18 protein-coding genes are annotated in these 23,586 nt (G+C 59.4%); 8 read left to right on the top strand and 10 right to left on the bottom strand.

Annotated features, from left to right (window positions below):
• Positions 1–467: 467 nt before the first annotated feature.
• Both DM818_RS13305 and DM818_RS13300 read right to left on the bottom strand, forming a co-directional pair.
• Positions 468–1,655, bottom strand: coding sequence for an outer membrane protein assembly factor BamB family protein (locus DM818_RS13305; RefSeq protein ID WP_235907967.1), 1,188 nt, complete (start codon positions 1,653–1,655; stop codon positions 468–470).
• A gap of 253 nt (positions 1,656–1,908) precedes the next feature.
• Positions 1,909–3,579 (bottom strand): hypothetical protein, encoded by a 1,671-nt coding sequence (locus tag DM818_RS13300; protein WP_153952721.1) that lies wholly within the window; start codon positions 3,577–3,579, stop codon positions 1,909–1,911.
• A gap of 21 nt (positions 3,580–3,600) precedes the next feature.
• On the opposite strand from DM818_RS13300, the gene DM818_RS13295 reads away from it, so the two are divergent.
• From DM818_RS13295 to DM818_RS13280, 4 genes are all read left to right on the top strand, one after another.
• On the top strand, positions 3,601–4,029 hold the full coding sequence (locus DM818_RS13295) for a hypothetical protein (RefSeq protein WP_153952720.1): 429 nt from the start codon (positions 3,601–3,603) through the stop codon (positions 4,027–4,029).
• A gap of 55 nt (positions 4,030–4,084) precedes the next feature.
• Entirely contained in the window at positions 4,085–4,885 is an 801-nt protein-coding gene (locus DM818_RS13290) for a transcriptional regulator TbsP domain-containing protein (protein WP_153952719.1), read from the top strand.
• A gap of 224 nt (positions 4,886–5,109) precedes the next feature.
• Entirely contained in the window at positions 5,110–5,700 is a 591-nt protein-coding gene (locus tag DM818_RS13285) for a DUF7342 family protein (protein ID WP_153952718.1), read from the top strand.
• A complete protein-coding gene (locus DM818_RS13280; protein WP_153952717.1) occupies positions 5,701–6,186 on the top strand; it encodes a hypothetical protein in 486 nt (161 codons plus the stop codon).
• A 178-nt stretch (positions 6,187–6,364) separates the two neighbouring features.
• Here the strand turns inward: DM818_RS13280 and DM818_RS13275 are convergent, their stop codons facing one another.
• A complete protein-coding gene (locus DM818_RS13275) occupies positions 6,365–6,880 on the bottom strand; it encodes a hypothetical protein (protein ID WP_153952716.1) in 516 nt (171 codons plus the stop codon).
• Positions 6,881–7,131: 251 nt separating this feature from the next.
• Here DM818_RS13275 and DM818_RS13270 point away from each other — a divergent pair, with 251 nt between their 5' ends.
• Complete coding sequence (locus DM818_RS13270; protein WP_153952715.1) at positions 7,132–7,665, top strand: GNAT family N-acetyltransferase; 534 nt, start codon at positions 7,132–7,134, stop codon at positions 7,663–7,665.
• A gap of 6 nt (positions 7,666–7,671) precedes the next feature.
• Here DM818_RS13270 and DM818_RS13265 read toward each other — a convergent pair whose 3' ends face one another.
• From DM818_RS13265 to DM818_RS13235, 7 genes are all read right to left on the bottom strand, one after another.
• Complete coding sequence (locus DM818_RS13265; RefSeq protein WP_153952714.1) at positions 7,672–8,895, bottom strand: hypothetical protein; 1,224 nt, start codon at positions 8,893–8,895, stop codon at positions 7,672–7,674.
• Positions 8,895–9,758 carry a diaminopimelate epimerase gene (gene dapF, locus DM818_RS13260; RefSeq protein ID WP_153952713.1) on the bottom strand — a complete coding sequence of 288 codons (864 nt, stop codon included), beginning with the start codon at positions 9,756–9,758 and terminating at the stop codon, positions 8,895–8,897. Before dapF ends, DM818_RS13265 begins: the two co-directional genes overlap by 1 nt.
• Positions 9,759–9,982: 224 nt before the next feature.
• A complete protein-coding gene (locus DM818_RS13255) occupies positions 9,983–10,279 on the bottom strand; it encodes a helix-turn-helix domain-containing protein (RefSeq protein ID WP_153952712.1) in 297 nt (98 codons plus the stop codon).
• 114 nt (positions 10,280–10,393) lie between these two features.
• Positions 10,394–11,392 (bottom strand): Cdc6/Cdc18 family protein, encoded by a 999-nt coding sequence (locus tag DM818_RS13250; RefSeq protein ID WP_153952711.1) that lies wholly within the window; start codon positions 11,390–11,392, stop codon positions 10,394–10,396.
• 100 nt (positions 11,393–11,492) lie between these two features.
• Complete coding sequence (locus DM818_RS13245) at positions 11,493–13,619, bottom strand: type B DNA-directed DNA polymerase (RefSeq protein ID WP_153952710.1); 2,127 nt, start codon at positions 13,617–13,619, stop codon at positions 11,493–11,495.
• Positions 13,600–13,881, bottom strand: coding sequence for a hypothetical protein (locus tag DM818_RS13240; RefSeq protein WP_153952709.1), 282 nt, complete (start codon positions 13,879–13,881; stop codon positions 13,600–13,602). The genes DM818_RS13245 and DM818_RS13240 overlap by 20 nt, the downstream gene beginning before the upstream one ends.
• On the bottom strand, positions 13,882–14,565 hold the full coding sequence (locus DM818_RS13235) for a hypothetical protein (protein ID WP_153952708.1): 684 nt from the start codon (positions 14,563–14,565) through the stop codon (positions 13,882–13,884). It abuts the gene before it with no gap.
• Positions 14,566–14,801: 236 nt separating this feature from the next.
• On the opposite strand from DM818_RS13235, the gene DM818_RS13230 reads away from it, so the two are divergent.
• The 3 genes from DM818_RS13230 to DM818_RS13220 form a co-directional block, all read left to right on the top strand.
• Positions 14,802–15,962, top strand: a complete 1,161-nt coding sequence (locus DM818_RS13230) for a Fic family protein (RefSeq protein WP_153952707.1) — start codon at positions 14,802–14,804, stop codon at positions 15,960–15,962.
• A 128-nt stretch (positions 15,963–16,090) separates the two neighbouring features.
• The gene (locus DM818_RS13225) at positions 16,091–19,456 is read left to right on the top strand and encodes a PD-(D/E)XK nuclease family protein (RefSeq protein WP_153952706.1); all 3,366 of its coding nucleotides are present in this window, start codon (positions 16,091–16,093) and stop codon (positions 19,454–19,456) included.
• 106 nt (positions 19,457–19,562) lie between these two features.
• Positions 19,563–23,586 (top strand): UvrD-helicase domain-containing protein (locus DM818_RS13220; RefSeq protein WP_153952705.1); only part of this gene is annotated, 4,024 nt, incomplete at its 3' end.

Below are 23,586 nucleotides of genomic sequence, written 5' to 3'. Positions count from 1 at the left end.
ACGCCATTTCAACTGGAGAGAGACTGAGGTAGAATCCGTTCGCCGCGGTGAACGCCTACACGCTGTGGGGTAGTAACCGGGACACAATCACGGGGGGTTACGCAGTGAGTAGGATGTTTAGCTTCAATAGAATTCTTCGAATTTGGTACAGACTACGTGCGGTATACAGAGGATCAATGCAGCACTGCGACCACGTTCATTCCATCTCTGATCTACCGAATCAGCTGTGCTACTCGAAGTGCGTGAACCGCCTCGGGGTCAAGCCCCGAGGCACTCGGCCTGCTCCGCCTGTAGATACCGCTGTGAGTCTTACCAGATCCAGTACACGTTCTGGAAGCCGTGCAAGATGTAGGGCGCACATGCAGCGATTCGATCATCTGTACAGCATCCCGCTGCTGACCGAATCATTGAGTGAGTCACTAGGCTCTGCGACTGAGACTGGTATCAAACACCCACGGGTCGTATACTTATGAATTGGAGTCTGCACTCGTCTCTGTCTGAGCCCCGCACTTTGGGCAGAAGTTCACGTCACCGTGGTCGGACAAATCCGCCCCACACCCTGAACAGCGTTCGTAGACTTTCGTATTCCCTCCTGACTCCTCTTCCCCTAAGGCGTAGACCCTGTCACAACTCCCGACGTAGACAGTGCCATCAACCACCACAGGTGAGATCGTTGTACCGTCTGTTTGGAACGACCACTGTTCGGTGCCACTGGCAGCATCCAGCGCGTAGACATGACGGTCGACATTCCCGATGTAAACGGTATCATCAACCACCGCTGGCGACGACCGCACCTCACCGTCCGTTCGGAACGACCACTGCTCGGTGCCACCGCGAGCATCCAGTGCGTAAACACGGGTGTCGTCACTCCCGACGTAGACAGTGTCATCAACCACCGCAGGTGACGACCGCACCCAACCGTCCGTTTGGAACGACCACTGTTCGGTGCCACTGCGGGCATCCAGCGCGTAAACATGGGTGTCGCGACTCCCGATGTAGACGGTGCCATCCACGACCGCTGGCGACGACCTCACAACCGAACTTGGAGCATTGGCTGTTTGGAACGACCACTGTTCGGTGCCACTGCGAGCATCCAGCGCGTAAACATGGGCGTCGTCACTCCCGACGTAGACGGTGCCATCCACGACCGCTGGCGACGAGCTCACACCCGAAACTGGATCATTGGCTGTTTGGAACGTCCACCGTTCGGTGCCACTGGCAGCATCCAGCGCGTAGACAGTCCCCCTATCGAAAGGAGGCGACGACACCTGCGCGCTGTACCCGCTCCCGACGTAAACGGTATCATCAACTACCGCTGGCGACGACCGCACCTCACCGTCCGTTCGGAACGACCACTGTTCGGTGCCACTGCGAGCATCCAGCGCGTAAACATGGGCGTCGTCACTCCCGACGTAGACGGTGCCATCCACGACCGCTGGCGACGACCACACCTCATCGTCCGTTCGGAACGACCACTGTTCGGTGCCATCGGTACCGATTGCCACAACCTCATCACTCACTGCGACATACACCGTGTTGTCCCAGATAGCGACCTCATGGACGTACTTTTGAAGTTGGTGACTCCAGCGGACAGACGGGTCGGAGTCGGGCCCATGCTTGCGAGATCGGGGGACCCGATGAGTGGGATTGTACATCGGTACATCGCGCATACCACATTTACTACAGCCACGTATCAAAAAACTGTGTAAAACGACCAGCGGGGCTGAGACAGCACTTCGTCGCCACACTTCAGGACGAATCATCGCTTCCAGCGTTTCCCGTACCCAGATAAAACACGCATAGATTTGCTGCAACTGTACTGAGTGTGAATTTCAACAGGGCAGCATATCACAACCCGAGCAGCGCCGCTCAGACGGTGACAGCAACCAGCAGTGACGCGTCGGTGGGCTACTCCTCGCGAATATCGTTCGCCTTGTACCAGTCGACCTGCTCGAAGAAGCCACGTCGCGTATCCAGCAGCGGCCCCTCGCGGCCGTCGGCGTCCGGGTCCGGTAGGTCGACCTCCACGTCGGCAAGTGCATCGCGGAAGTCCATGCGGATTGCGTCCTTCAGCTCGTCACGACGCTGGTCCAGTTTGTGTTCCTCGCGCTGTTCGCGCGCCTCATCAGCAAGTGCTTCAAGGCTGGCTTCGGCGGCCTCGAACCCAGGGGCCATGCGGTCGATGTAGGCATCAATCGCCCGCTGGAGGTCCGCCACGGCATCCTCAACCGCGATTTCGTCCTCACTGAGGCGGCGACGGACGAGTCGGAGTGCCTCTTGCTTTGCATCCTCGGTCGCCGCCTCAATCCGCGTCGCGAGCGCATCGTCATAGTACGGCTCGATGTAGTCGGCAATGGCCTGGCGGAACTCGCCAGGATAGTCGGCGGCAAAGGCATCCACTTCGACCGGGTCCTGTCCGGCGTACGCCTCGAATGTCTCCGTGTGCCCCTCGTACGCCTTCCGGCCCGGATTCGCCGCGTCACCGCTGGGGTCGTTCGCCGGCGTTGTTCGGAGCTCGTACTCCTGCACCTGTGCGCGGGTGACGCCCGCGTGATGCAGCTGCACCTCCGTGTCGTGAAACGCGGCTTCAACCTCGAGCTTCCGGGCGGCGGACTTCGGCATATCACTGCCCTTCGGGTCGTAGTCGGTGAGTAGGATAATGACGAGGCCCTGCTCGCGAGCGGCCGCAATCTCGATGGCCTGTCGGCACATTTGATACGACATCTCCCCACCGCCTGCAGGACGCCGGGTGACCCCGTACTCCGCAGAGAGCGATTGGGGGATGATACCCGACTTCTCGCACCACACCTCAACGTAGTAGGCCTGCTGGGAGAGCGCGTCATACCGGACGCGCTGGAAGGCTGTGTCGACGAGGTCCTCCGCAACCGTACTAATGAGATCGTCGGCATCCTCGTGGCGCAGTTCGGGCCGGCGAATCTCCGTCGGTACGTTCGGTTTCCGGTAGCCAGTGTCGATTTCGAACGGCCCGACCTCGTCAAGCACGCGGGCGGGACCGCGGTCGCGAGCAGGCGAGGCGTCCTCGACCGATCCGTCGCTCGCGATGGTGATAGCCGGTCCCTGTGGCGACGGATTCCGCTTGTCTTTGATGGCGTCGGCGTCGACGAGGCCGAGAATCTGCGCCCACCGCAACCCCTCGCGGAGTTCACCCCAACAGTGCGTGTTATTCTCAACGGGGCGGCCGTCGCGGGTCGTTTTCCCCGAGCCGCCGAGGAAGTAGTGGAGTTTCCGCGGTGCAATCATCACGTCGCCGTCGGGCGTCCAGTCCATGTCGGCGGCGTCAAGCTCGCCGTCGTCGCGCTGCTCGCGGAAGTGGTCGTTCGCGTACTCGTACATCTCGGCTGCCCACTCCGCTTTCGCCATGTCCGCATCGGAGATGTACGCCGTATCGTTCTTGCGCGTCAGCGCGAGGAGGTCTTCAACGTGGGCGTCGTCCCCAGCCGCCCGGAGTTCGCGAGCCCGCTCCTTGATGCGTGGTCGCAACTCAGCGATGTCGCTCCGGTCGTCGATCAGCTCTGAGAGCGGGCGGTCGGGAGAGTCGTCGTCGGTAGCTCTTTCCACGTTCGTATCGTGTACGAACGTATGGCAGCGAACCGTATCAAACGTTCGGGCGGCGGGCTTGCGCTGCAGGTGACCGTGCCGGCGCGCGAGGCTGGGCTCGTGCGTGAGACCGACGACGGCGACGTGCACGACCTCGCCGACGTGTTCATCGTCGCCGTCGACGACACGCTACTGGTCGGGAATCGAGCGGAACTTACTGGCCGCGACCGCATCGAACTGGTCGATCCGCTGGCGCGTGACGCCGAGTCGCTCTATCGCATCATGTTCGCGAGCATCCAGCCGGAGGGGAACGGGTATCAGGTACAGCTCCCGAACGCCCGCGATGCTGGCTTCGAGGAGGGTGACCGTGCGCCCGTCACCGTCGGCAACGATCTGTTTGTTGTGCACGATGGGGAACCGCGGCGGGTCGAGCGGGCGGACGCGGTCGTCGCACTGCGAGAGGAACAGTGAAGCCAACAGATTCCAGAGCGACAGGTCTTATTTTATCCCACCACTAAACTGATGTATGAGTGCACCCCCAGCCGAGCATTCAGCCCCCACGTTCGCGGCACTGACTGCACCCGAGTATCTCGTCTTCACCAGCGCCCGGGAAGCGGTCGGGTATGCATCACGCCTGTGTGGCACTCCAGCGCCGACTGACCCACCCGGCGAGATGCCGGAACTAGGCCCGGAGCGCATCGTATTGTCGCCAACAGCCAGAACACGTCTCCGAGGCGACTACCTCGGGCGGCTCCTGTTCAATGAGCTTGCAGCGACCGCGGACGTTCGCGTTTCGGAGACCGCAGCACATGAGTCGAGTTTCGCGGTGACGGACGACGCGGTCGCGGTCTCGACGCCACTGCCTGAGACGACCGTCGCGACGACGAGCGAGGATACACCCACGGTCGAGCGAGCACGCGAGGCCGCCGCACAGGCATTCGAGGCCGGCGAGCCATACGGGCTTCCCGGCGGGACGCTGTCGACGTTCCGTGAGCGCGTGGCCGAGGAGTTCGACGAAGACCTGCAGACTGACTTTATTTCCGCGCTGCAAGCCCCCGGCGAGACGCCAGACCAACAGCGAGCGGTGCTGGCGGCGGCAGCCAACGATTGCTCGCTGTATGCGGTTTCGAAGCTCCTGGAGGATTGTGGTCTCTCCAGTAAAGCGACGATCTCGCGCGCCAAGACCACGCTTGAGGATGCCGGCGCGATTGCCACGACACAGATTAAACAGGATGTCGGACGGCCACGACAACGACTGCACCTCGTTGGTGACGACTCTCTTGAGGATGAGTCGGACGTGGCAGCAGTCATTGACGCTGTACAGTAGAGTATCGGACAGCGTACCTGCGGCGTTGGATAACCGCACCGCGGCTCGAACGAATCTATCGGCAGAAGCCTATCCATCGGCGCTTTCTGGCCGTTTGTCTGTGTTCCGCTACTTCTCCCCCGATTTCCGGAATTCACTTGGGGGAATCCAGCCGGTGTACTCTCTACTGGGGGAACATATGAATTCACCAAAGCACTATATTCCTCTAAGACGTGCATCTATACATGAGCGACCGAGCCCCACCAGATGAGTTCACAGACGTTAACGACGCGGTTGGTGAGGACTGGGAAGCAGACACAACCCCCTATGAGCGCATTCGACACGTCGTTGCGCATACGTACAGCCCCGTCTCAGCTGCTGCCGTCGCTGACGATGCACGGACGGCACCAAAGACCGCTCGGAAGCACCTGAACACACTCGCAGACGAGGGGTTTGTCGAGACGACACCTGGCGAACAGGGTGGAACACTCTATCGGCGCTCCCCTGAATCACTTGTCGTCGAACAGGCTGCCGACATCCTCGAGCACGTCTCAACTGATGAACTCGTTACTCGAATTCAGGAGATGCGCGAGCAGCTCACCGAGTATCGATCCGAATTCGGTGTTGATTCTCCCGAGGAATTGACGGTCAACCAGACGAACCAGGCCCTCAGCGAGACCGAATCCCCACAGGAGGAGATCGATCCAGCAACGATTCGTGAGTGGAAAACCCTTCGACGGAATCTCGCGTTCGCGAACGCTGCCCTCTCGATCGACAACGCTGAGCAGTTCGTTGATAGTGACCGTCGGTCGACTGACGATAGCGTCTCTGCCTGAATGGTGCGGGAGTCTCTTGCCCAAGCAGAAACCCATACGCTCCGGGGAGCGACGGATCGCCCGGCGCTCCTGACGATTCGTGACATCGTTGAGGAGATGGAACCGCTCGCAACAGCTGCACTCGACGACTATCTCCATCCCTCTGTGCTCGAAGTTGTGCTTGACGACGGACTGTGTGCAGCCGATGAGGCCCGAATCGACATCCAGTGGACAACACGAGATGACTACAAATTCCACTACACGGACACCGAAGGGGAGAATCTGCGTTGGGGAAAGCATCCACACGCAGGCGACTACATCCATGTCTCCGGATTAGCACACTACCACCCACCACCGAATGCGAGTTCCGACCCAGACGCGGTCGAAGCGTCCTGTATCGCACAATCTCCCAAAGAGTTGATCACCCGTGCGGTCCTCAAACTCTGGCGGGTCGCCTACCACACGGACTCGTATGCCCCGCTCAACGCAGGTCGCAACCCACCGTAGGAACGACTCCAAGTGCTTTCCTCGACGAGTTCTCCGTAACAAACCGGTCAAAAATTCTCGGTAATCTTACACTCAGAAGCATTTCGAATGACATACACAACGTCGGGAGAATCCGTCGTATAGAACGATTCACGACGAGATTCGCCACACTGGCTTGGTGAACAGGCCGTGGTACCGACTACTCTCTCCGTTGGACGATACTGATAAGCTGAGACTTCGGAAGCCACTCGTCAGAGAGATACGGGGCATCGTCTCGCTTCTCGAATCGCCGATGCTCTTCCTGTAGCATATCATTCAACCGCTCTCGACGGTCGCTATCGACTGCAGTATTCTCGATGCCGTGTTCGAGCGAGTGTATCTTGTGTGCGATCTGCATGAGACGACGACCCGGCGACGAGTTCTTGAAGAGAACTGCCTCCTCGGTTTCACGGGAGATACGTCCGACAAACGCGGTGGCCAGGCGTTCCCGCACGTCGTCGGTTTTCTCGTCAACGAGCCACTCCGGGAGCTGGATGAACACGTCAGCTTCGTCCAGGAGACCCAACAACTGCCACAGTCGATGCGTATCTTGCTCGCTGATGAGACTCCGCTCTCGTGCCGTCTCCAGGGCCACACCGTGGTCTCTGAGTGTCTCTGAGTGCCACCTGCGAGCGAAGGTATCGTAGTCAGCGTACGTTCTGATAGCGTCAACCACTGTCAAACAGATTGCAGAGCGAGACAGAGAAAGCTTCTGTCCCCCGGACGATAGTTACCGCGAGACTTCGCGGACGTGCTCGGTGCGGTGAACACCGCTACCTCAGCGGAGAGCGTTGTTCCAGAGAACACCCGAACGACGATGATGCCACCGAGGCCAAGTGACAATTGTTAAGCGACTATCAGCCGGTAATTCGCTAATCGCTGGGCGAACGGCGTGTACGACCCCAGGGAATGCGGGTCAGATGAGATATGAATGTAAAATTTAGCGACGGGCAGCTGGAGACGCATACAGCAGATATCCGCCGGCTCATTCAGACCGTTGATGATGAGTTCGTCCCCCCGCTGACGGGCGGCTCTCGAAGTGACATGGATCGGTCGGCAGCCGAAGGCGGACACACAGATGTTGACGGGTACGTCAACCGATGTCTGGCCCGTCCGCTCATTTACGCAGTTGAGGATGACCGGGTAGTTGGGTTCTTATCATTCAAGCAGATCTCTGAGTCGAAATTCTTGGACGGGTATACTCCGTCAAACCACGTGGAAATCGTTGCTGTAGAGCCCGATTCCCGGGGGCAAGGCATCGCCTCAACACTGTATGAGTACCTGTTCACTGATCTCCCGACAGAGTGGGTCCAACCCTATGTGACGACAAAAACCTGGGACGACAACGAAGCGCACATTGCAATCTTAGAGCAGTTCGGATTCGATCTCGTGCATCGAATTCCAAATGATCGCGGCGCGGATACCGATACAGTGTATTTCGCCCGCGAAACCGCACCATAACACTCGTCACCGACAGCGTTCCCGCTCCGGCCAGAGGGTCAGCCAAATTGCGGCAAATGAGAGCATGATCGTGAGAATAATGCCCTCCAACTGCCAGGCTGGCGGCACCGCGAGATCGACCGTCTGAATTCCGCCAACAAACACGCCCAGAAAGCCGAATAACGAAGGTGTAATCTGTCGAATTGCGATATTTCGGGTTTCCCTACGGACGGTGACGGTATCTCCGCTGACAGCGTCAATCTCCTCTCGCACGGTCGATGGCAAGAGAATCGTTCGGTCCCGGACATCAGATGCATGGATATCCTCGTCAGTTTTGATGAGGTGGCTCTCTGGGTCAATCGCTCGAATTCGCGTCACGGTGCGAGTATCTTTGGCGGAGATCTCGACCCGGTCACCATCCTCAACAGCCAGGATATCCATCGTATCTTCGTTGACCCGTCCACGGCCTTGGCCTTCATCAGCATTGAGTCCGATATTGATCTTCAGCTGTGTCTCCTGGTAGCCGACCGAGCGATCGACAAGCCGCCGGAGAGCGGCTCGTACGGTCGGCAAGAACTGGTCTTCTGGTTCATGACAGGCGACTGGCGGCCTGGCATGCAGAACCGTTGTGACGTCATCGCCGGCTCGCTCGTCGAATTCAGCTTGGAGTAACTTCCGTCCCCGAGTACTCAGTGAAATTTGGTCTGGATCAAGCCGTGACTCTGCTCGCGCGGTTTTGTTCAGTCGCCACCCTGTCTGTGGGTTGTACAGCTCGATATCATCGCCGTCTGCCAGATTCATCGCGGCCAATTGCTCTGGGTGGAGCCGACACGTCTCTGGCTCGGTACTCTCAATCTGCGTTGAAAGGCGGACGACCTCCAAGGGACCGCTATCTGGTTCGTCGATGGCTCGAACATCAAGAACCGGATCTGCGCGATCGACAGCGAGCTCTTGTTGGATGTTGTTTCTGAGATACGCCTTCGGGCGACCGTTCACTGTGCCATCGTACCCATCAGCAAATCGCAACGCCGGGGCCACAGTGGAGGTGGTCCCTGTCGAGAGTTCTACATAGCCCGTCGGACGAGCATCATCGAACAGCTCAGCGAATGTCGAGTCGGAGAGAATAACGACATCTTTGAACTGGTCTAGCGGGTCGCGAAAGTCACTGGCAGCAAATGCTTTTCTGGGCAACACCTGGACGGCAACGGTGTCTGTGCTGACTGTTGGCTCAGTCGCAATTTGTTCCGCCATCAGTCGGTCGGAGAGGGAGTGACACTCCGACGGGTCGCTTCCAGTGTCGTTTCAAACTCGCGTTCTACGGGGCCGGCCATCAGGACCTGCTCTTCGTCGACAGTCACAGCCAACGTCCCACCTGGCGGCTGGATTGAAAGCGTTGTTCCGGGAGCGACGCGCTGGGTCCGGACCGCGGCTGCGCCAATCGCAACGGCTCCCGTTCCACAGGCGTCTGTCTCGGCTTCAACACCACGTTCGTACGTTCGTTGAATGAGCTCTGTCTCACCGACCCATTCGGCGAGCGTTACGTTCGCACCCTCTGGAAAGATATCGTGATGCCGAATCGGTGGCGCAACTTCTGAGAGGTCGTAGTCAGCAATATCGTCTACAAACGCAACGGCATGCGGGACCCCAGTCGAGACGGCTGTAATGTCGAATCCGCCGAGGGATTCTGCAACAAGCGGCGTGGGTCGATTGAGCGGAACAGCCGCCGGCGCAAATCGTGGTTGCTGCATCTCAATCTCGATGCCATCTGCTGTTGGCGTCGCCGGATGTGGGCCAGCTGGTGGTTCAACAATGACGGATTCGGCCTCGGTCCGATTCAGCGCCCACTGTGCTGCACATCGAACCCCGTTGCCGCACATCGCTGGTGTTGAGCCATCGGGTTGGACGTGGTGCATCTCAACCCGTGGTGGAGTGCCATCATGGAGTGTAAGAAACAGCACACCGTCTGCACCACGCTTTCTACTATGTACGTCGTCAAGCCCGGTCTCGCGGTCGCAAACATGTTTCGTGAAGTGAGCCTCATCTTCGATAGGCGCGGTCCCTGGAACAATCACGAAATCGTTCCCGGTCCCATTCCACTTCTCGACTGATACCATGCGTGTCAGTACTAGTCGTCTACCAAGAACCTTCGGGGCAAAGTCGGTACATCAGGGGTGATCGTGGCTGTTCGATTGCCACCCATCGAGCACTTGTAACTCATCAGTTAGGACACCCGGTTTGAAGCCCCGCCACAACTTGCCTCGTCCATGGCGGCCTCAGAACCGAGGTGTGACTATGTGTTAGACCAGGTGTTCTCGGAAGGTATGTCTTTAGCTGTGCTTCACTCCTCAATATTCCACACGTCAGAGTCCCAGCCATCAAGCTCGTAGGGAGACCCCCATACGTGCCACTGAATCTCGCTGTACTCTGCGTCCACTGCCTCGACGGTGTATGGGCCACCGTCCTCCAGTTCTTCCATCGCCTGTGCGGCAGTCGTGGGATCAAGCCCAGTCGCTTCGGCAATCTCAGTGAGTGTGTAGAAGCTCCGACCACGCTCGTGCTCCGCGCGCAGGTGGTCAAGGATCCGCTGCAGTGCGAGCCGTTGGATGTGGTCTCCGACGCTGTTGGTTGCTGCCATACTACTACCCAGCCAGTGTCTGTCAATAGGCGTAAGGTGGCGGCTTCCGGGTTTCCGGGTACCAATTTTACAGGTGAATACGGCGAGTGTCTCGGGGGTTGAGTTCGGAGTAATTTACGTCGCTGGCGTATAGCGACGACTGGGCCCTTCGCCCTCGCTCTCGATTAGGTTGTAGTGCTCCAGCTTACGGAGATACTTCCGTACTGTTCGCTTCGTCTTTGGATCATCAACCCGCGTGGTATACCGCTCATGAATCTCCTTGGGCATGAGTGACCCATGCTCTAACAACACATCGTAGATCAATCGCTGATCCTCGCTCAGCTTGTCGAGACTGCGCTGACGCAGATTGTCGCGTGCTGCCGGAATCGCGGTGCGGATATGTTCACTCGTGATCGTTTCACGGCCGTCCCACTCTGCCTCTTGGGCCGCCTGTCGGAGAAATGTAATCGCATCCCGTGCATTGCCGGCTGCAGCATCGGCTAACTGATCCAATTGCGGCCCATCGATCGCCTCTGGCGTGAGGGCTGCCTCAGCGCGCGCCTGCAGAATCGCCACGAGTTCATCATGATGGTACTGATCGAAGCGGACGCGCATGGCACTCCGCAACCGAGAGCGAACTCGCTCGTCGAGTGCATTCAGGACGTCCTCTTCGCGGTTAGCAATCAGAATCACCGTCAACTGTGGAATCGACCATAGCTCCCGGAGCAGATCTTTGTCGGCAAGCTGATCGGCTTCATCGAGAATGACGACGTACGGGTCATCGATCCGCTCAAGCCGACTCAGCATCTCGTCCTGTGGCGTATTGCGGTGAATATCATGCGTCGGGCCGATCCCTTCGAGCAGATCGAGCAGTACACGATAGCGGTTGGAGTGGTTCCAACAGTCGATATACTGGGTTTGCACGTTCAGGGCTTGTTCTTCGAGCTTTGCCGTTGTATACCGCGCCAAGCAGGTCTTGCCTGCACCCGATGGCCCCTCAACCAACACATCCTGTGGCTGGGCGCCATCCAACACCGGCTGGAGCGCATTGCGCAGGCGATTCTTCTCCGCGTTCCGGTGGATCACGTCGTTCGGGACCCAGTCAGCGTCCAGAACGCGGGCGTTGTGCAACATGCTCTACTCCATGCTACCTGCGCCAGCCATCATAAGCGGAAGGGGGTCACTTCCGGGTTTCCGGGTAGCTCATCACGTCTCTCACCGGGGCAATCTGGATTCACTGATAGGCAGCGAGTGTCTGGTCGGTCGTCTCACGCAGTGCCTGGCGGAGCATTCGCTCATCGTAGCCAAATGGCGCCAACACACTCACGCCTGCTCGAATCAGCGACTGGCTGTAGTAGTCGATATCGTACGTACTGGGGGACTCGTGCGGGAGCCGAACGCGTGCGGCGCCCGTTGCATCATCGGCAACAACGATATACTCGACATCCTGGCCAGGCGCCCGTGACAGTCCCTGCTCGCGCAGACGCTCCAGCGCTGCGACCGTGAGCGTTGCCTGCGTGTACGCCTCGAGTGGTTGTGATGTGCGTGCAGTCTCTACCAGCTCATTAGGTGCAACGTCACCAGTCTGCAACGCAGCCAGATGCGTCTGCAGCGCAGCGACAACAGCCTCCGGCTGGCGCGTATCAGCATAGCGAGCAATCAGCTCCTCTTGCACAGTCGCAATGAACGCCGGCGTTGATCGCTGCCGGGTTTCGATCCCACGAATCTTGTACGCATCAGCTTCGGGGCTTGGATCGCGCACTGCGCCGAAATATTTCGTTAGTGCGCCAGCTTCCGAATCACGCTTTGGAACGAAGGCAACCCACTCAAACTCGTGTTCGTGCTCAAGCGGGATTCCACACGCTGTGGAGATCTCGCTACAGAGGGTTCCAATCGGCTCGGGATCGGGCGCCCTCGGTGTCACCCACAGCGAGTCCACAATTCCATGTACCACGCGCCAACCACCCTCCTCGAGGCGGGCTTTCGCATTGAGCATGAGTTCACGCGCCACTGCATTGATCGCCTCATGACACTCGATGCGGCCAAACTTCGCATTACGATATCCCTGATACCCAAAACAGGAGACTAAGATCCATTTGAGTGCATCCGCTCGTTGCTGGAGGTGTTCACGCTCATCAGGGTCGCTCGTTTCTGCAAGCCGCTCTTTGTACGCCGCGCGATCATCGATAAGTGGGCGCAAGACGTCCGGAATGAAGCCACGACTGTCACACAGTGAATACTCGAGGCCTGGCACACCCGCCCGGTCATGGCACTCACAGTCGATGGTCTCCGGTGAGATATTCCACTTGCACATGATGTTCGGATACAGCGAGCCAAAATCGACCTCGGTGACATTCTCATGGAGTCCTACATCGGGCGCGAAAATGAACCCACCACGATCGCCATCGTGTAACTGATCGACTGATTTGAATCGCTCTGGCTCCCATTTGTTCCACGGTGCCAGCACATCCCGGCTTGTTGCTTCGCGTAACTGAATCGCTGTCAAGATCGTCCCAATTGAGCCCCATGCCGTCTCCTGAATCGGTTTCCATGATCGCTCAACAAGATCGAGAATGCCGGCGAGCCCGCCCTTGTCGAACATGAAACTATTTGCCCGATCAATGATCGCCCGCCCGGGGACGGCATAGCGAGCGGGCGAGTGGCCTACTTGCCCGTAGCTCTCGTAGGTGCTTGCTCCAGCGAGTTGCTCATAGCCCTCTCGGCGCCCGAGTGCAAAGTCATCGAGGCCATGCTCGTGTGCGGCCGTCTCGAGGAGGGGGACAAGTGCGGCCGTAGAGCAACATAGCACATCTGGATCGGTCGTCCGAAGCCGCTCGTCGAGCACCCGAAGTGTTGTAGCTGCATCGCCAGCCACCTGCTCGCCATCGATAGCAAGGTCCTCGACACGATCGGCTGCCCGCGCCGGCTCGGAGAGCTCGAGTCGCAGGGTTCGAAGGTCGCGTGTCGGTACTGGTGCAGTCGCTGTTTCCAGACAGTAGCGAAACTGTGGCGAGAAATCCACGTTGTAGAGCCGAAACGTCGCTGGCTGGAACGCTGTCGGCTCGTGGTGATGCCGGATCTCAGTCGCAACTTGTCGAATATCTCGCTCGCGAGCCGCATCGATCCGCAAGACTGCCTCGCGGTCACTGGCCCCAAGTGACGTGTAGTGGTCTTCGACAGCCAGCGTGACGACTTTGGGATCATCGGTCAAGCGGGCCGACAGCTCTGTGAGAGCTGTTTCGTCGCCCCCGACGTACATCGTTGGGGTATATTCCGGAGCGGCCACTGTGCGGACACCAGTCGCGGTGGTATGCCACTCCACGACGCCAGTCTCTCGAAATTCAACAGTCAGGAGTGACATCATCACAGGCTGCCTCAAGCGCAGCAACACGGTCAGCGAGCTGGCGCCGTTCGGCTTCTACACCGATAAGCATCGAGACAAGCAGCGCGGTCGAGGGATCCGTCCGATTCAGATAGCCGGCTGCATCGGCATACCGCTCGGCATACGCAAAGATCGAATCAAAATCCTGTTTCGCCTCATAGCGGAGGGCTCGGCGGTAGCCACTCCACTGTTCGCGCTGCCCATCGAGAAACCGGCGATAGGTCGGATTTGTTCGGCCCATCTATGCAACCCCTGCAAACTCTGTTTTGTAGGCCGTCTCAACGAGCTGCGTATCGTCGACAACGCCGAACAGCTCAACCCAGTACGGAATGGTAGTCTGCCACCCGTGTTGCGTCGGATACAGCGTCGTCTCGTAGTCGTCGCCCTCGAAATAACACCCAAATGGCGTGGTCTCAACGGAGAGTTCTCGGTCAGCAAGCGCTGTGAGCCGGTCGACAAGCTCGTTCGCAGCTGGGGTGGAGATCACCACACGCAGCGAATACGTCTCCACGAGCCCAGCCAGCCCGGCACAGACGGCCGTGAATAGCTGCTCACGTTCATGCGCCGGGACGTCATCGTCCTGATAGAGACTCACAATGTTTGGCAAGCAGACGAGCGTTGTGTCCGGCGTGACGCGGCGACAGAGCTGCCGACATAGCTCGAAATGCTGGTAGGCGGTGAAGGCTCGGGCAATCTGTAACCCGGAAAGCTGTCGCTCGTCACTGACAGTCTCGTAGAGGCGATATGTGTTGGCGGTGTTGCGGCTATCAATCCACAATGCATCGTCAGCGGCTGCAAGCGAGCTGCAGACAAGCTGGACAAAACCAGGCGACTGCACGGCCGTTGTATGCAGGAGTGTGATTCCCGGCTCGAGCTGTGGGCCCTCACTCCGGTCTGGTCCGCGTGGAGCGTGGTGGTGTGCCATACACACATCTTCGCGCGGCTGTATGTTGAGGGTCGCAGGGTCGCTTCCGGGTTTCCGGATTTCCTCACATTCACCGTGATGCAGTCAACGGTGTGTCTGCAGTGTCGGGGCTTTCTATACGCCCAACGTTGCATTTGGTTCTCCAAAATGCATAGTTTATGTCTACAAATCGGTGAGCCGTGCAATGGCGGCACGAAGATTCACAATACTGCAGCTATATCGATCTTATATGCACAATGGCGCGTGAGTTCACACTTGCAGACACTGCGCCCGGGAGGCTCGTCTCGTACGGTGACCAGTCGTACTATCGACCAGATCCGCTGCCTCCATCCCCTCCGCTCACACTTCCAGACAGGCTGTATGAACTGCTTGCCGACGCAACGTATTGGCTGGGTAAATTAAGCGGAGGGACAGCAGCAGCTGAATTCTCGCCGCTGTTGTATACGAGTCTGCTTCGAAAGGAGGCGATGGAATCCGCGGAAATTGAGGGTGCAAATGTCGATTACACAAGTGTCTATCAGTACGAAACGCATACTGAGGTGGCATCAGCGTCCACAGTGGCTAGTGAAACGAAAGATGCGCAGGAGGTCCTGAACTACGAACAAGCCATTGAAATAGGACGCAAAGCAGTTAGCAGGGACGGGCTGACAGAGCAGCTCCTCCACGATCTTCATGAGGTGCTTCTCACCGACCTGCCGGACAGGCGGGTAGAGACTGCTACGATTGGCGAATACAAGCAAACTCCAAATCATCTTGGTGCATATCTCCCGCCTGCACCCGGCGTTACGCCGGATCTGATGGAATCGCTGTTAACGTACTATCAGACTGGAGGAAACTACCACACCCTCATCGATATCGCCTTGTTTCACTATCAGTTTGAAACTATTCACCCCTACGGCGATGGCAATGGGCGACTAGGCCGACTCCTCATCACGCTCCAACTGATCGATCAAGAGTATCTCTCCACGCCAAATCTCTATCTCTCGGAGTTCTTCAACCGGAACAAGCGAACATATATCGAGCGAATGGAAGCTGTTCGAACAGACGGAGAGTGGGGTGCATGGCTTGACTTCTTCCTCACTGGGATTAAACAGCAAGCCGAGGAAGCCGTTGTCCGAACCCGTGAACTTGCCACTTTGGAACAGACGTATACTGACCAGTATGGAGGCCAAGCAAAGACCGCTGCACGGCTTGCCTGCGATTTGTTTACCACTCCGTTTGTGACGGTGGCTGTTGTCGCGGACATGTATGATGTCGATCGATCGACTGCCTACCGAGCAATTCAATCATTACTCGAGGCAGGAATCCTTGAGGAGGTCGAGAGCCAGGGCCGACCGGCTGAGTATCGTGCAACAGAAATCTTCCAGATTCTCGAGCAACCGCCCCAAACATACTGAGTGTGCTGCAGGCGGCAGTGGTGGGCTTCCTGTCCGCGTATTTCAATAACCATTGCCGAGACGAACATCCACGACTGGCATTGCCACGTTGTGGAAACCTTCTTACAGCTCGTGGGTGCCTACTAACTATGTCTCCAACGCTGCACGTCGCCACTGATCCGGCGACGGCACTTGACGCTGCCTTTGGCGATGCAGCGTCACATGCAGAGCCACTTCCAGAGCGAGTCCTCTATGTGACGCCATCGCGCGATGAGACCGACGCTGCGCGCGAGTTGTGGCTTGAGCATGGAACACCACTCCAACTGCAGACGACAACCTTCGATCGCCTTGTTGATCAGGCACTAGAGCGGCATGCCTTCGAAACACGTGAACATGCACTTTCAGGCGAACAGCGACAGCGATTGGTGGAACGGGCTGTTGATTCACTACCGGCTGAGCATCCGCTTGCTGCGTCCGTGCCACATGCTGGCGCTGGTGTCTGCCAGCAAGCTGAAGATCTGCTGTCGTTGCTTGAATTCGCCGGGCTCACTGAGCCAGCAACGATTACAACTGACGCACGCCTGGCTGAGTTGCCTGAGTCAATTCTGACGGCATTGCATGAGCTCTCGACGGCCTTTGATCGGGAGCGAACGATTGCTGCATCGGATCCGACCGACCGGCAAACGCTTCGAACTGAGCGATATGAACGCGTGATTGATGATGGCGAACTTCTTGCGGCGGCCCTTGCATCCACAGATGCCGTTGTAATCGGCCCGCAACCGTTCTTCTCACCATTGGAACGACGCCTCCTCGATGCCATCATGGCGACTGAGACGACCGTCATTGCCACACTGCCTTTGTCAACAGCGGCCAGTGAGCCGACGCTTGCTGCGCCACTGACGGGTGTCGATCAGGGAGCTAGTCGCGCCTGGCGCACGTATCGCCAGCTTGGATTCCACGCCAAATCAGCGACTGATACATCGGGCCTTGCTAGCCACCTGTATCGCTATCGGCCGGAGACGGCTGCCCCATCGCTTGCGACAACGGGCATTTGTTGGGACACGTATCCGACGCCAGCCCATGAGCGTCGGGGTGTCGCACGCCGTGTGCGAGCAACATTAGCGGACGGAACCGACCCAGCAGAGGTGCTCATTGCGGCGAGTGATCCGGATGCCTGCCGAACGCTGTATGAGACATGCCGAAGCTACGGAATTCCGGCGACAGTTGAGCAATCGTGCTCGGGGGTAGATACCGAACTCGGAACCGTGCTCTCGTTGTGTCTGACGATTGCAGAGGGAGAAGCGACCTTGGAGACCGTACGACAGTTGGCCGCCACCCCACTGACGACACCAGCCCAGCCCCTGAGTGGATTGGCCGGCTCGATCCGTGTCGATGAAGATATGCTGCCGGCTGAGACACGCCTCGACGCGCTCCCCGAGATCCTTGCGGACGCGACGACTGTCACCACAGCGGATGCCGAGGCCAACTCATCGTCCTCCGACGGTGAGGAGTCGCCAGCTAGTCAACTACAGGCCGAACGGGCCTGGCTGATCGAGTGTTGTGCGTCACTCACAGCGGCTCCAGAGACCGCATCGGAGACACTTGCGACGCTGTGTCGTCAGTTGGGCATCCTGTCTTCGACAGCCGACTGGCAGCTTCGCGAGGTTGAGACGCGCCAGCCGTGGGTAACAACCCGGGAGCGAGCCGCGGTTCGGACGCTGGAGCGTGTCGCCGCGACGCTTGACACCAGTGAGAGCGATGGGGCATTGAGTGATGTCCTGCCGCGCGCCCTCGAAACGACTACCGTGGAGTGGACACTGGGCGCGGAATCGGGCGTTCAGATCTGCACATATGGAGAGACACTGCTGCAGTCAGCGACACACGCATTCGTGGTTGGGCTCACGGCTGATGCATTCCCGTCAACGCCGACTCGACTCGCTTTTACTCGAGCTGTCAACGATGTCCACCCGGACTTCGCAGCAACAGATACGCGCCAACAGGCGCGATATGCCCTTGGGATTCTGTGTGCCCAGATGACCGAAATAACGCTGTCGCACCCTGATCAGACGGCCGAGGGCGACCCGACGGTAATTGCGGATTTGCTGGCTGAGCTCAAGCGGATCGGTACTGATGTCTCCCCGACGAAGCAGCGTGATGGGGCACAGCCACCGCAGACAGCATTAGATGCCCAACGGGTCGTCGGACGGGCGCTTGCGGACACGGCGATACAGGAGGATGGGGTTGAGATGGCTGCGTCGGCTGCGAGCCAGCCACCATTTGCCGACACGCCCGTTGGTGACCGACTCCAGGCCGGCGTGACGCTTGCAACTGCCCGCCAGCGACCGGAGACGACGGCCTACGACGGCTGGATCTCGACGGAGACTGCGACGGCGCTTGGGGTGCTTGACGGGCCGATCAGCCCGTCGCGATTGGATACGTTTGCGACGTGTGGCTTCCGATATTACATGGGTGAGCTGCTGGGATTCGAGCCGCCGACGGAACGGGCTCAGGATCCGGATGCCCGGATTGGCGGCACGTTTATTCACAATACGCTGGCGCGGGTTGGCAAGCGACTCCAGGACGAGCCCGGTGAGCCGATTGATTTCCAAGCCAGTGATGGCGTCGCGGACGCGATGGTTGCGGCGGCGATGGCAGAGCGTGCAGACTCAGCAATGGCCCAGTTTGAGTCGCCATTCAGTGATGGGTTTCTCACGCGGCTACTGGCCGGGCTTGAACCGAACAGCCGAGAGAATCCGTATGCTGGCCCGCCCGGTTATCGTGGCGTATTCGTGCGGTTGCGTGATGAGCTCGTTCGGGATTCCGGCCGCTTGACGACACAGCCAGCATTGTTTGAAGCGACGGTTGGGCTTGATGTGCGCAACGGGGCGGTTGAGACACCCTTGTCGCAAGAGCCCGTCGAGCTCATTGAGGGATTGTCTGTCAGGGGAAAGGTGGACCGCGTCGATATCCAGCCAGGCGATGACGGCACCGAGTTTGTTGCTGTCGATTACAAGACGGGCTCGTATCCGAGTATCGACGAGATTCGACGCGGTGTGAGCTTCCAGCTGCCCGTGTATCTCCGCTTGTTGGATGCCACGCTCGATGCTGACTGGTCGCCAATCGGCGCGGCATACTACACACTTGATGCGCCGACAACGGCGGGCTATGCCGGGACGCCACTGGCTGGGGCGGATGTGGCTGGCTGGCGTGGCCACTCTGGCATGGCGCTTCCGTACACGACTGGCACAGATCAGCTGTTTGCTGCGGATGCTACAGAGGGAGAGACACTTGCGGAGTTTCTCACGACGACGCTTGACGAGCGGTTAGCAGCGATTCGGGAGGCACTTACGGCGGGCGTCTTCCATCCGACGCTGCTTGAAGCGGACACGGCTGGGTGTTCCCATTGTGACTTTGCCCATGTCTGTGATGTGCGCCATCACCACCGCCAGGCGCGGCGTGACGGAGTTGGCGATGCGCCGGCATACATGCCTGCCAGTGACTCCTCATGGACGTAGCCTACCGTGAGGCAAGCCACGACGCCCGAGCGTGCCCACAGGAACTTTCTTTGCACCCTTGCCGCCACATCATCTATGCGCCCGGTGATGCGACTGGAGGCCCGCGATGATTGACGAGGAGCGACTGGAGCCGGAACAACAGACGGCTGCAACGACGCTTGATCGGAACGTGAGTGTGCGGGCCGGGGCGGGGACGGGCAAAACAACGACGCTGACGGCGCGATATATGCAGATTCTGGAGCAGCGAGTCGCCGCCCTGCCAACAGCCGATGAATCGGCGCGGCTGGCGGCTGCGGAAGCGATTCCCGAACAGATTCTGACGACAACATTCACTGAACGCGCCGCGGATGATCTTGTGGAAAGCGTCCGTGAAGAAATCCTCAGCCGCCTCTCAGCGGCTGACTCTGGCCCGGAGTTTCGAACATGGCGGGCCGTTGCGGATGGGCTTGACGACGCCTATATTCACACCCTGCACGGCCTGTGTCACCGGCTCTTGAGCGAGCATGCCGTCGGCGCGACGACCACACCGACTGTCGACGCCGAGACACCGCTTGGCCGCTACGGCATGACGTATGACGGACTTGATATCGGGTTTGAGGTAGCCGAGGAGGGAGACGCGACGGCGCTACAGGAGGCGGCCGTTGCGGCAGTGTTCCGCGACCCAGAGGCCCCCGACGCCGTTGAACGACTGGCACGGCGGTTTCCGCGGGAGACGCTGGCAGAGATGCTCACTGATTTTCTGGCGTTCACGCCACGAGCCACGACGTATGAGTGGCTCTCGACGATGGACGCCTGTACGTCAGCCGCCGACTACCGTGATCGTGTCGCGGCGCAGTATTTCGACACGGAGGACTCGGGCTTGTCGCTTGCACGGTTGGAAACCATCACCCCAGCCGTAATCGAACACGGGCAGACGATGGTGGCGGCCTTCGAGGCACTTCCGGCCGAGGCCGAAGCCGAATTACACGGCAATACGGAGTCGTGGATGCTGAACAACGTGGCTGGGGCGCTTGGCGAGTATGCAGATCCGTCGGCTGATCTGTCGTCACTGTCGACGGCTGAACGCCGCGAGATGGCGATTGGTGTGCTTGCGGCCGTCATCTCAAGCAGCAGTGGCACCGTCTACGAAGCGTTACGTCCGGAGGGGGGAATTGCTGACGAGTATCCAGAGTCGTCGCTTGGGCTGTATGCTGACGCCCTTGAGTCGCTTTTTGCATATGCACAGGAAGGCGCGTGGGACGCAATTCCAGAGCAACCGTTCCAGACAGCCGAACTCACCTACCCGGATGTGCAGGCGTTTGCGACACTGGCGACAGAGGCATTTACTGCATATACCGAGCGAAAGCGTGAGGAGAATGTCGTCGATTACGGCGATTTGATTGCGCTGACGAACCACTTCTTGGCCTCGATATCGCCGACTGCACGCCGCGAGCTTGGATTCATGAGTGAGTCTGGCGAGTCGCCCCAGGAGGCGTATGTGATGGTGGATGAATTCCAGGATACAAATCCGGAGCAATGGGCCATCATCAAACAGCTCACGTGTGAGGAGCCGGCGGAGCCAACAGCGACGAATCTGTTCATCGTCGGTGATGCAAAACAGAGTATCTACCGCTTCCGCGGCGCCGATGTCAGCGTGTTTGCCGATGGCGAAGCGACGCTCAAAGCAGCAAACGACGCGGCGGGGTATTCCACGGCCCAGCCGCCATTGGCGACGAATTTCCGGACACTCCAACGGCCACTAGAAGCAATCAATGGCCTGTTCGAGCGGATCTTCGTTGGCCGGCCCCGTGACGGTGAGCCGTGGTATGCTGAGCGAGACGGCAAGCCGGCAGACTTCGAGGCGCGGTCAGAGCCGTTGCGTGCCGGACGGACGAATCCACATGGTGTGACATCGGCTGTCGAGTACATTCCGGTGCCGACGGACGCCAAACTCCAGGAAACGCTCCTCCCTGATGTGGCGACGCATATGCTCACCCAGGGAAGCGATGAGCCCGCCCGGCTTGAGGCGTCGGTGGTTGCGACCCGCATTGCTGAGTTACTCACTGGCGACACGACCGTCTATGAAAGCGTCTCAGCCGACGATCCGGAGTATGCCGAGCTCGCCGCCACCCAGACGGAACCGATTGAACGCGCCCGTTCAGCTCGGCCTGGTGATGTGGCGGTGTTGCTCCGGTCGCGGAGTGAGCTCGCGGCCTATGAGCGGGCGCTTCGACGAGCGGAGATTCCACATACCGTGGTGAAGGGGCAGGGATTCTTCGAGACGCCGGAAGTCGAGACACTCTGTAATCTGTTACGCGTCATCGCTGATCCGACCGATAACCGAGCCTTGTATGCGGTGTTGCGGTCGCCACTGTTTGGCCAGCCAGATGATAGCCTTGCCCAGCTGGCTGTCGCTGGTCGCGACGATCAAGCCGGTGCCGACGGGGACGATGTGGAGCTGTGGCAGGCGCTGCAGGCCGCCGATGGCGAGGAGTGGGCCGCGATTGCGCGGACGCTGACAATGTTGCGCGAGGCAGCTGGCACGGATCCCGATGTCGATGGTCGCCAGGTAGACTCATGGGGCGCCGTCGTTGAGCTGGCGCTTCGCGAAACTGGCTATCTGGCGGCGATTGGGGCAGACGAGCGTGGCGAAACGGCGATGGTGAATGTGGAGCGATTCCGGGATCGTGTAGATGCGATTGCCGACGGCGACCAGCATAGTCTCTCGGGCGTGATTCGGCAGTTGGAACACCAGCAGGAGCGTGCCGAGCATGACCCCGAAGCGAATGTCGTCTCGTTCGCTGATGCTGAGGAGGACACCGACGCTGGGAGCGTGCAGTTACTGACGATTCACGAGGCCAAGGGTGACGAATTCCCGATTGTCGTCGTGCCTGGAATGCATCGTAAGTTCACGCAGGCCGGCGGCGCCCGACTTGGCGCGCAACAGGCGGAGTTCGAGACGGTGCCGACCGGTGAGGATGAACGGGTGCCTGTATTCGGCCTGAAGGGGCCGACACCGTCGGATCGATTCCGGACCCAGCAGACGCTGAGTCGCGCAACAGCTGCGCGGCAGCGTCGCCATGAAGAGCGAGCCGAAGAGAAGCGCACACTGTATGTTGCCTGTACCCGGGCGCGTGATCATCTGGTCTTGACGGGGCGGCATGCGACTGGCTCTGACAGTGAGTATCCCGGTGAGATGGCCGAGCCGAGCCCGACGGATGCGAAGGCCTGGCGTGACTGGGTCCAGGCCGCGCTATTCGAAGCCGATGAGGAGGCAGATGGTGACGGCCCAGCTGCAGTGTTCGACGCGTTAGCGGCGGACGGAGAATACAGGCGAACGCTGCCATATCCCGGGCCAGATGGGCAGGAAACCGGGACGATTACGATTCGGCAGCCACCCGCGGAGTCGGTTGAATTATCGAATGAGACGCAGCCGACTGTTGATCTGTCCGGGTATGAGCCCCCGCCGACCCAAGAGGCGACCCCGACGATTCAGCTGTCGCCATCGCAGTGTAGTGGCCTTGCAGCTGGAACGGCGTCGCTCGCATGGCTTGATGACCAGACGATTGGGGTGGTTGAGGAAGACCACGTGCCGGAGCATGATCGTGGAGCGGGCCAGTCGGCTGGCGGTGGGCGTGACATTCCTGGTGGCGTGTCGGCAGCTGCCTACGGCACGCTTGTCCACCGACTGGTTGAGATGGCGCCGCCGGAGGAGGCCGTTGAGCGCATTGTCCGGCAAGTGCTTGCTGGCGAGACAGCGGCTGATGTCGAGGCCGTTGATATCGCTGCGGTGGCGACGGCTGCGATGGCAGATGCGGACGCGGCGGTCCAGGGTCTTGAGTCGTTAGTGACGCCGGCTGTCCAGAGTCACCATGCTGAGTTTGGCATTGATGCCGAGTTAGAGGAGCTCGTGTCGGGGGCACGCGTGGCGATGCGCGGGGAGATTGACCGCCTGCTTGTCTCCGATGATGCCTACCATATTGTTGATTTCAAGACTGATCGTTGGGGCGAGGAGTCAATCGACGAGTTTGTCCAGGGGCGAGCGACCCACCACGAACCGCAGATGGCCGCCTATGCGGTTGGGCTACAGGCGCTTGATCCGAGTCGGGATGTCCGGGCGACGATTGTGTTGACGGCCGCCGATGGGGCCT

The sequence above is a fragment of the Halosegnis longus genome, from assembly GCF_009663395.1.
Taxonomy (GTDB): Archaea; Halobacteriota; Halobacteria; order Halobacteriales; family Haloarculaceae; genus Halosegnis; species Halosegnis longus.
The sequence above is the reverse complement of the archived record's forward strand: the minus strand, read 5'-3'. Positions and strand labels throughout refer to the sequence as shown.

Excerpts from the sequence above, each read along its gene's own strand:
- DM818_RS13305 (WP_235907967.1), bottom strand. The coding sequence starts at position 1,655 with ATGTACAATCCCACTCATCGGGTCCCCCGATCTCGCAAGCATGGGCCC.
- DM818_RS13295 (WP_153952720.1), top strand. The coding sequence starts at position 3,601 with ATGGCAGCGAACCGTATCAAACGTTCGGGCGGCGGGCTTGCGCTGCAG.
- DM818_RS13290 (WP_153952719.1), top strand. The coding sequence starts at position 4,085 with ATGAGTGCACCCCCAGCCGAGCATTCAGCCCCCACGTTCGCGGCACTG.
- DM818_RS13285 (WP_153952718.1), top strand. The coding sequence starts at position 5,110 with ATGAGCGACCGAGCCCCACCAGATGAGTTCACAGACGTTAACGACGCG.
- DM818_RS13280 (WP_153952717.1), top strand. The coding sequence starts at position 5,701 with ATGGTGCGGGAGTCTCTTGCCCAAGCAGAAACCCATACGCTCCGGGGA.
- DM818_RS13270 (WP_153952715.1), top strand. The coding sequence starts at position 7,132 with ATGAATGTAAAATTTAGCGACGGGCAGCTGGAGACGCATACAGCAGAT.
- DM818_RS13265 (WP_153952714.1), bottom strand. The coding sequence starts at position 8,895 with ATGGCGGAACAAATTGCGACTGAGCCAACAGTCAGCACAGACACCGTT.
- dapF (WP_153952713.1), bottom strand. The coding sequence starts at position 9,758 with ATGGTATCAGTCGAGAAGTGGAATGGGACCGGGAACGATTTCGTGATT.
- DM818_RS13255 (WP_153952712.1), bottom strand. The coding sequence starts at position 10,279 with ATGGCAGCAACCAACAGCGTCGGAGACCACATCCAACGGCTCGCACTG.
- DM818_RS13250 (WP_153952711.1), bottom strand. The coding sequence starts at position 11,392 with ATGTTGCACAACGCCCGCGTTCTGGACGCTGACTGGGTCCCGAACGAC.
- DM818_RS13245 (WP_153952710.1), bottom strand. The coding sequence starts at position 13,619 with ATGTCACTCCTGACTGTTGAATTTCGAGAGACTGGCGTCGTGGAGTGG.
- DM818_RS13240 (WP_153952709.1), bottom strand. The coding sequence starts at position 13,881 with ATGGGCCGAACAAATCCGACCTATCGCCGGTTTCTCGATGGGCAGCGC.
- DM818_RS13235 (WP_153952708.1), bottom strand. The coding sequence starts at position 14,565 with ATGGCACACCACCACGCTCCACGCGGACCAGACCGGAGTGAGGGCCCA.
- DM818_RS13230 (WP_153952707.1), top strand. The coding sequence starts at position 14,802 with ATGGCGCGTGAGTTCACACTTGCAGACACTGCGCCCGGGAGGCTCGTC.
- DM818_RS13225 (WP_153952706.1), top strand. The coding sequence starts at position 16,091 with ATGTCTCCAACGCTGCACGTCGCCACTGATCCGGCGACGGCACTTGAC.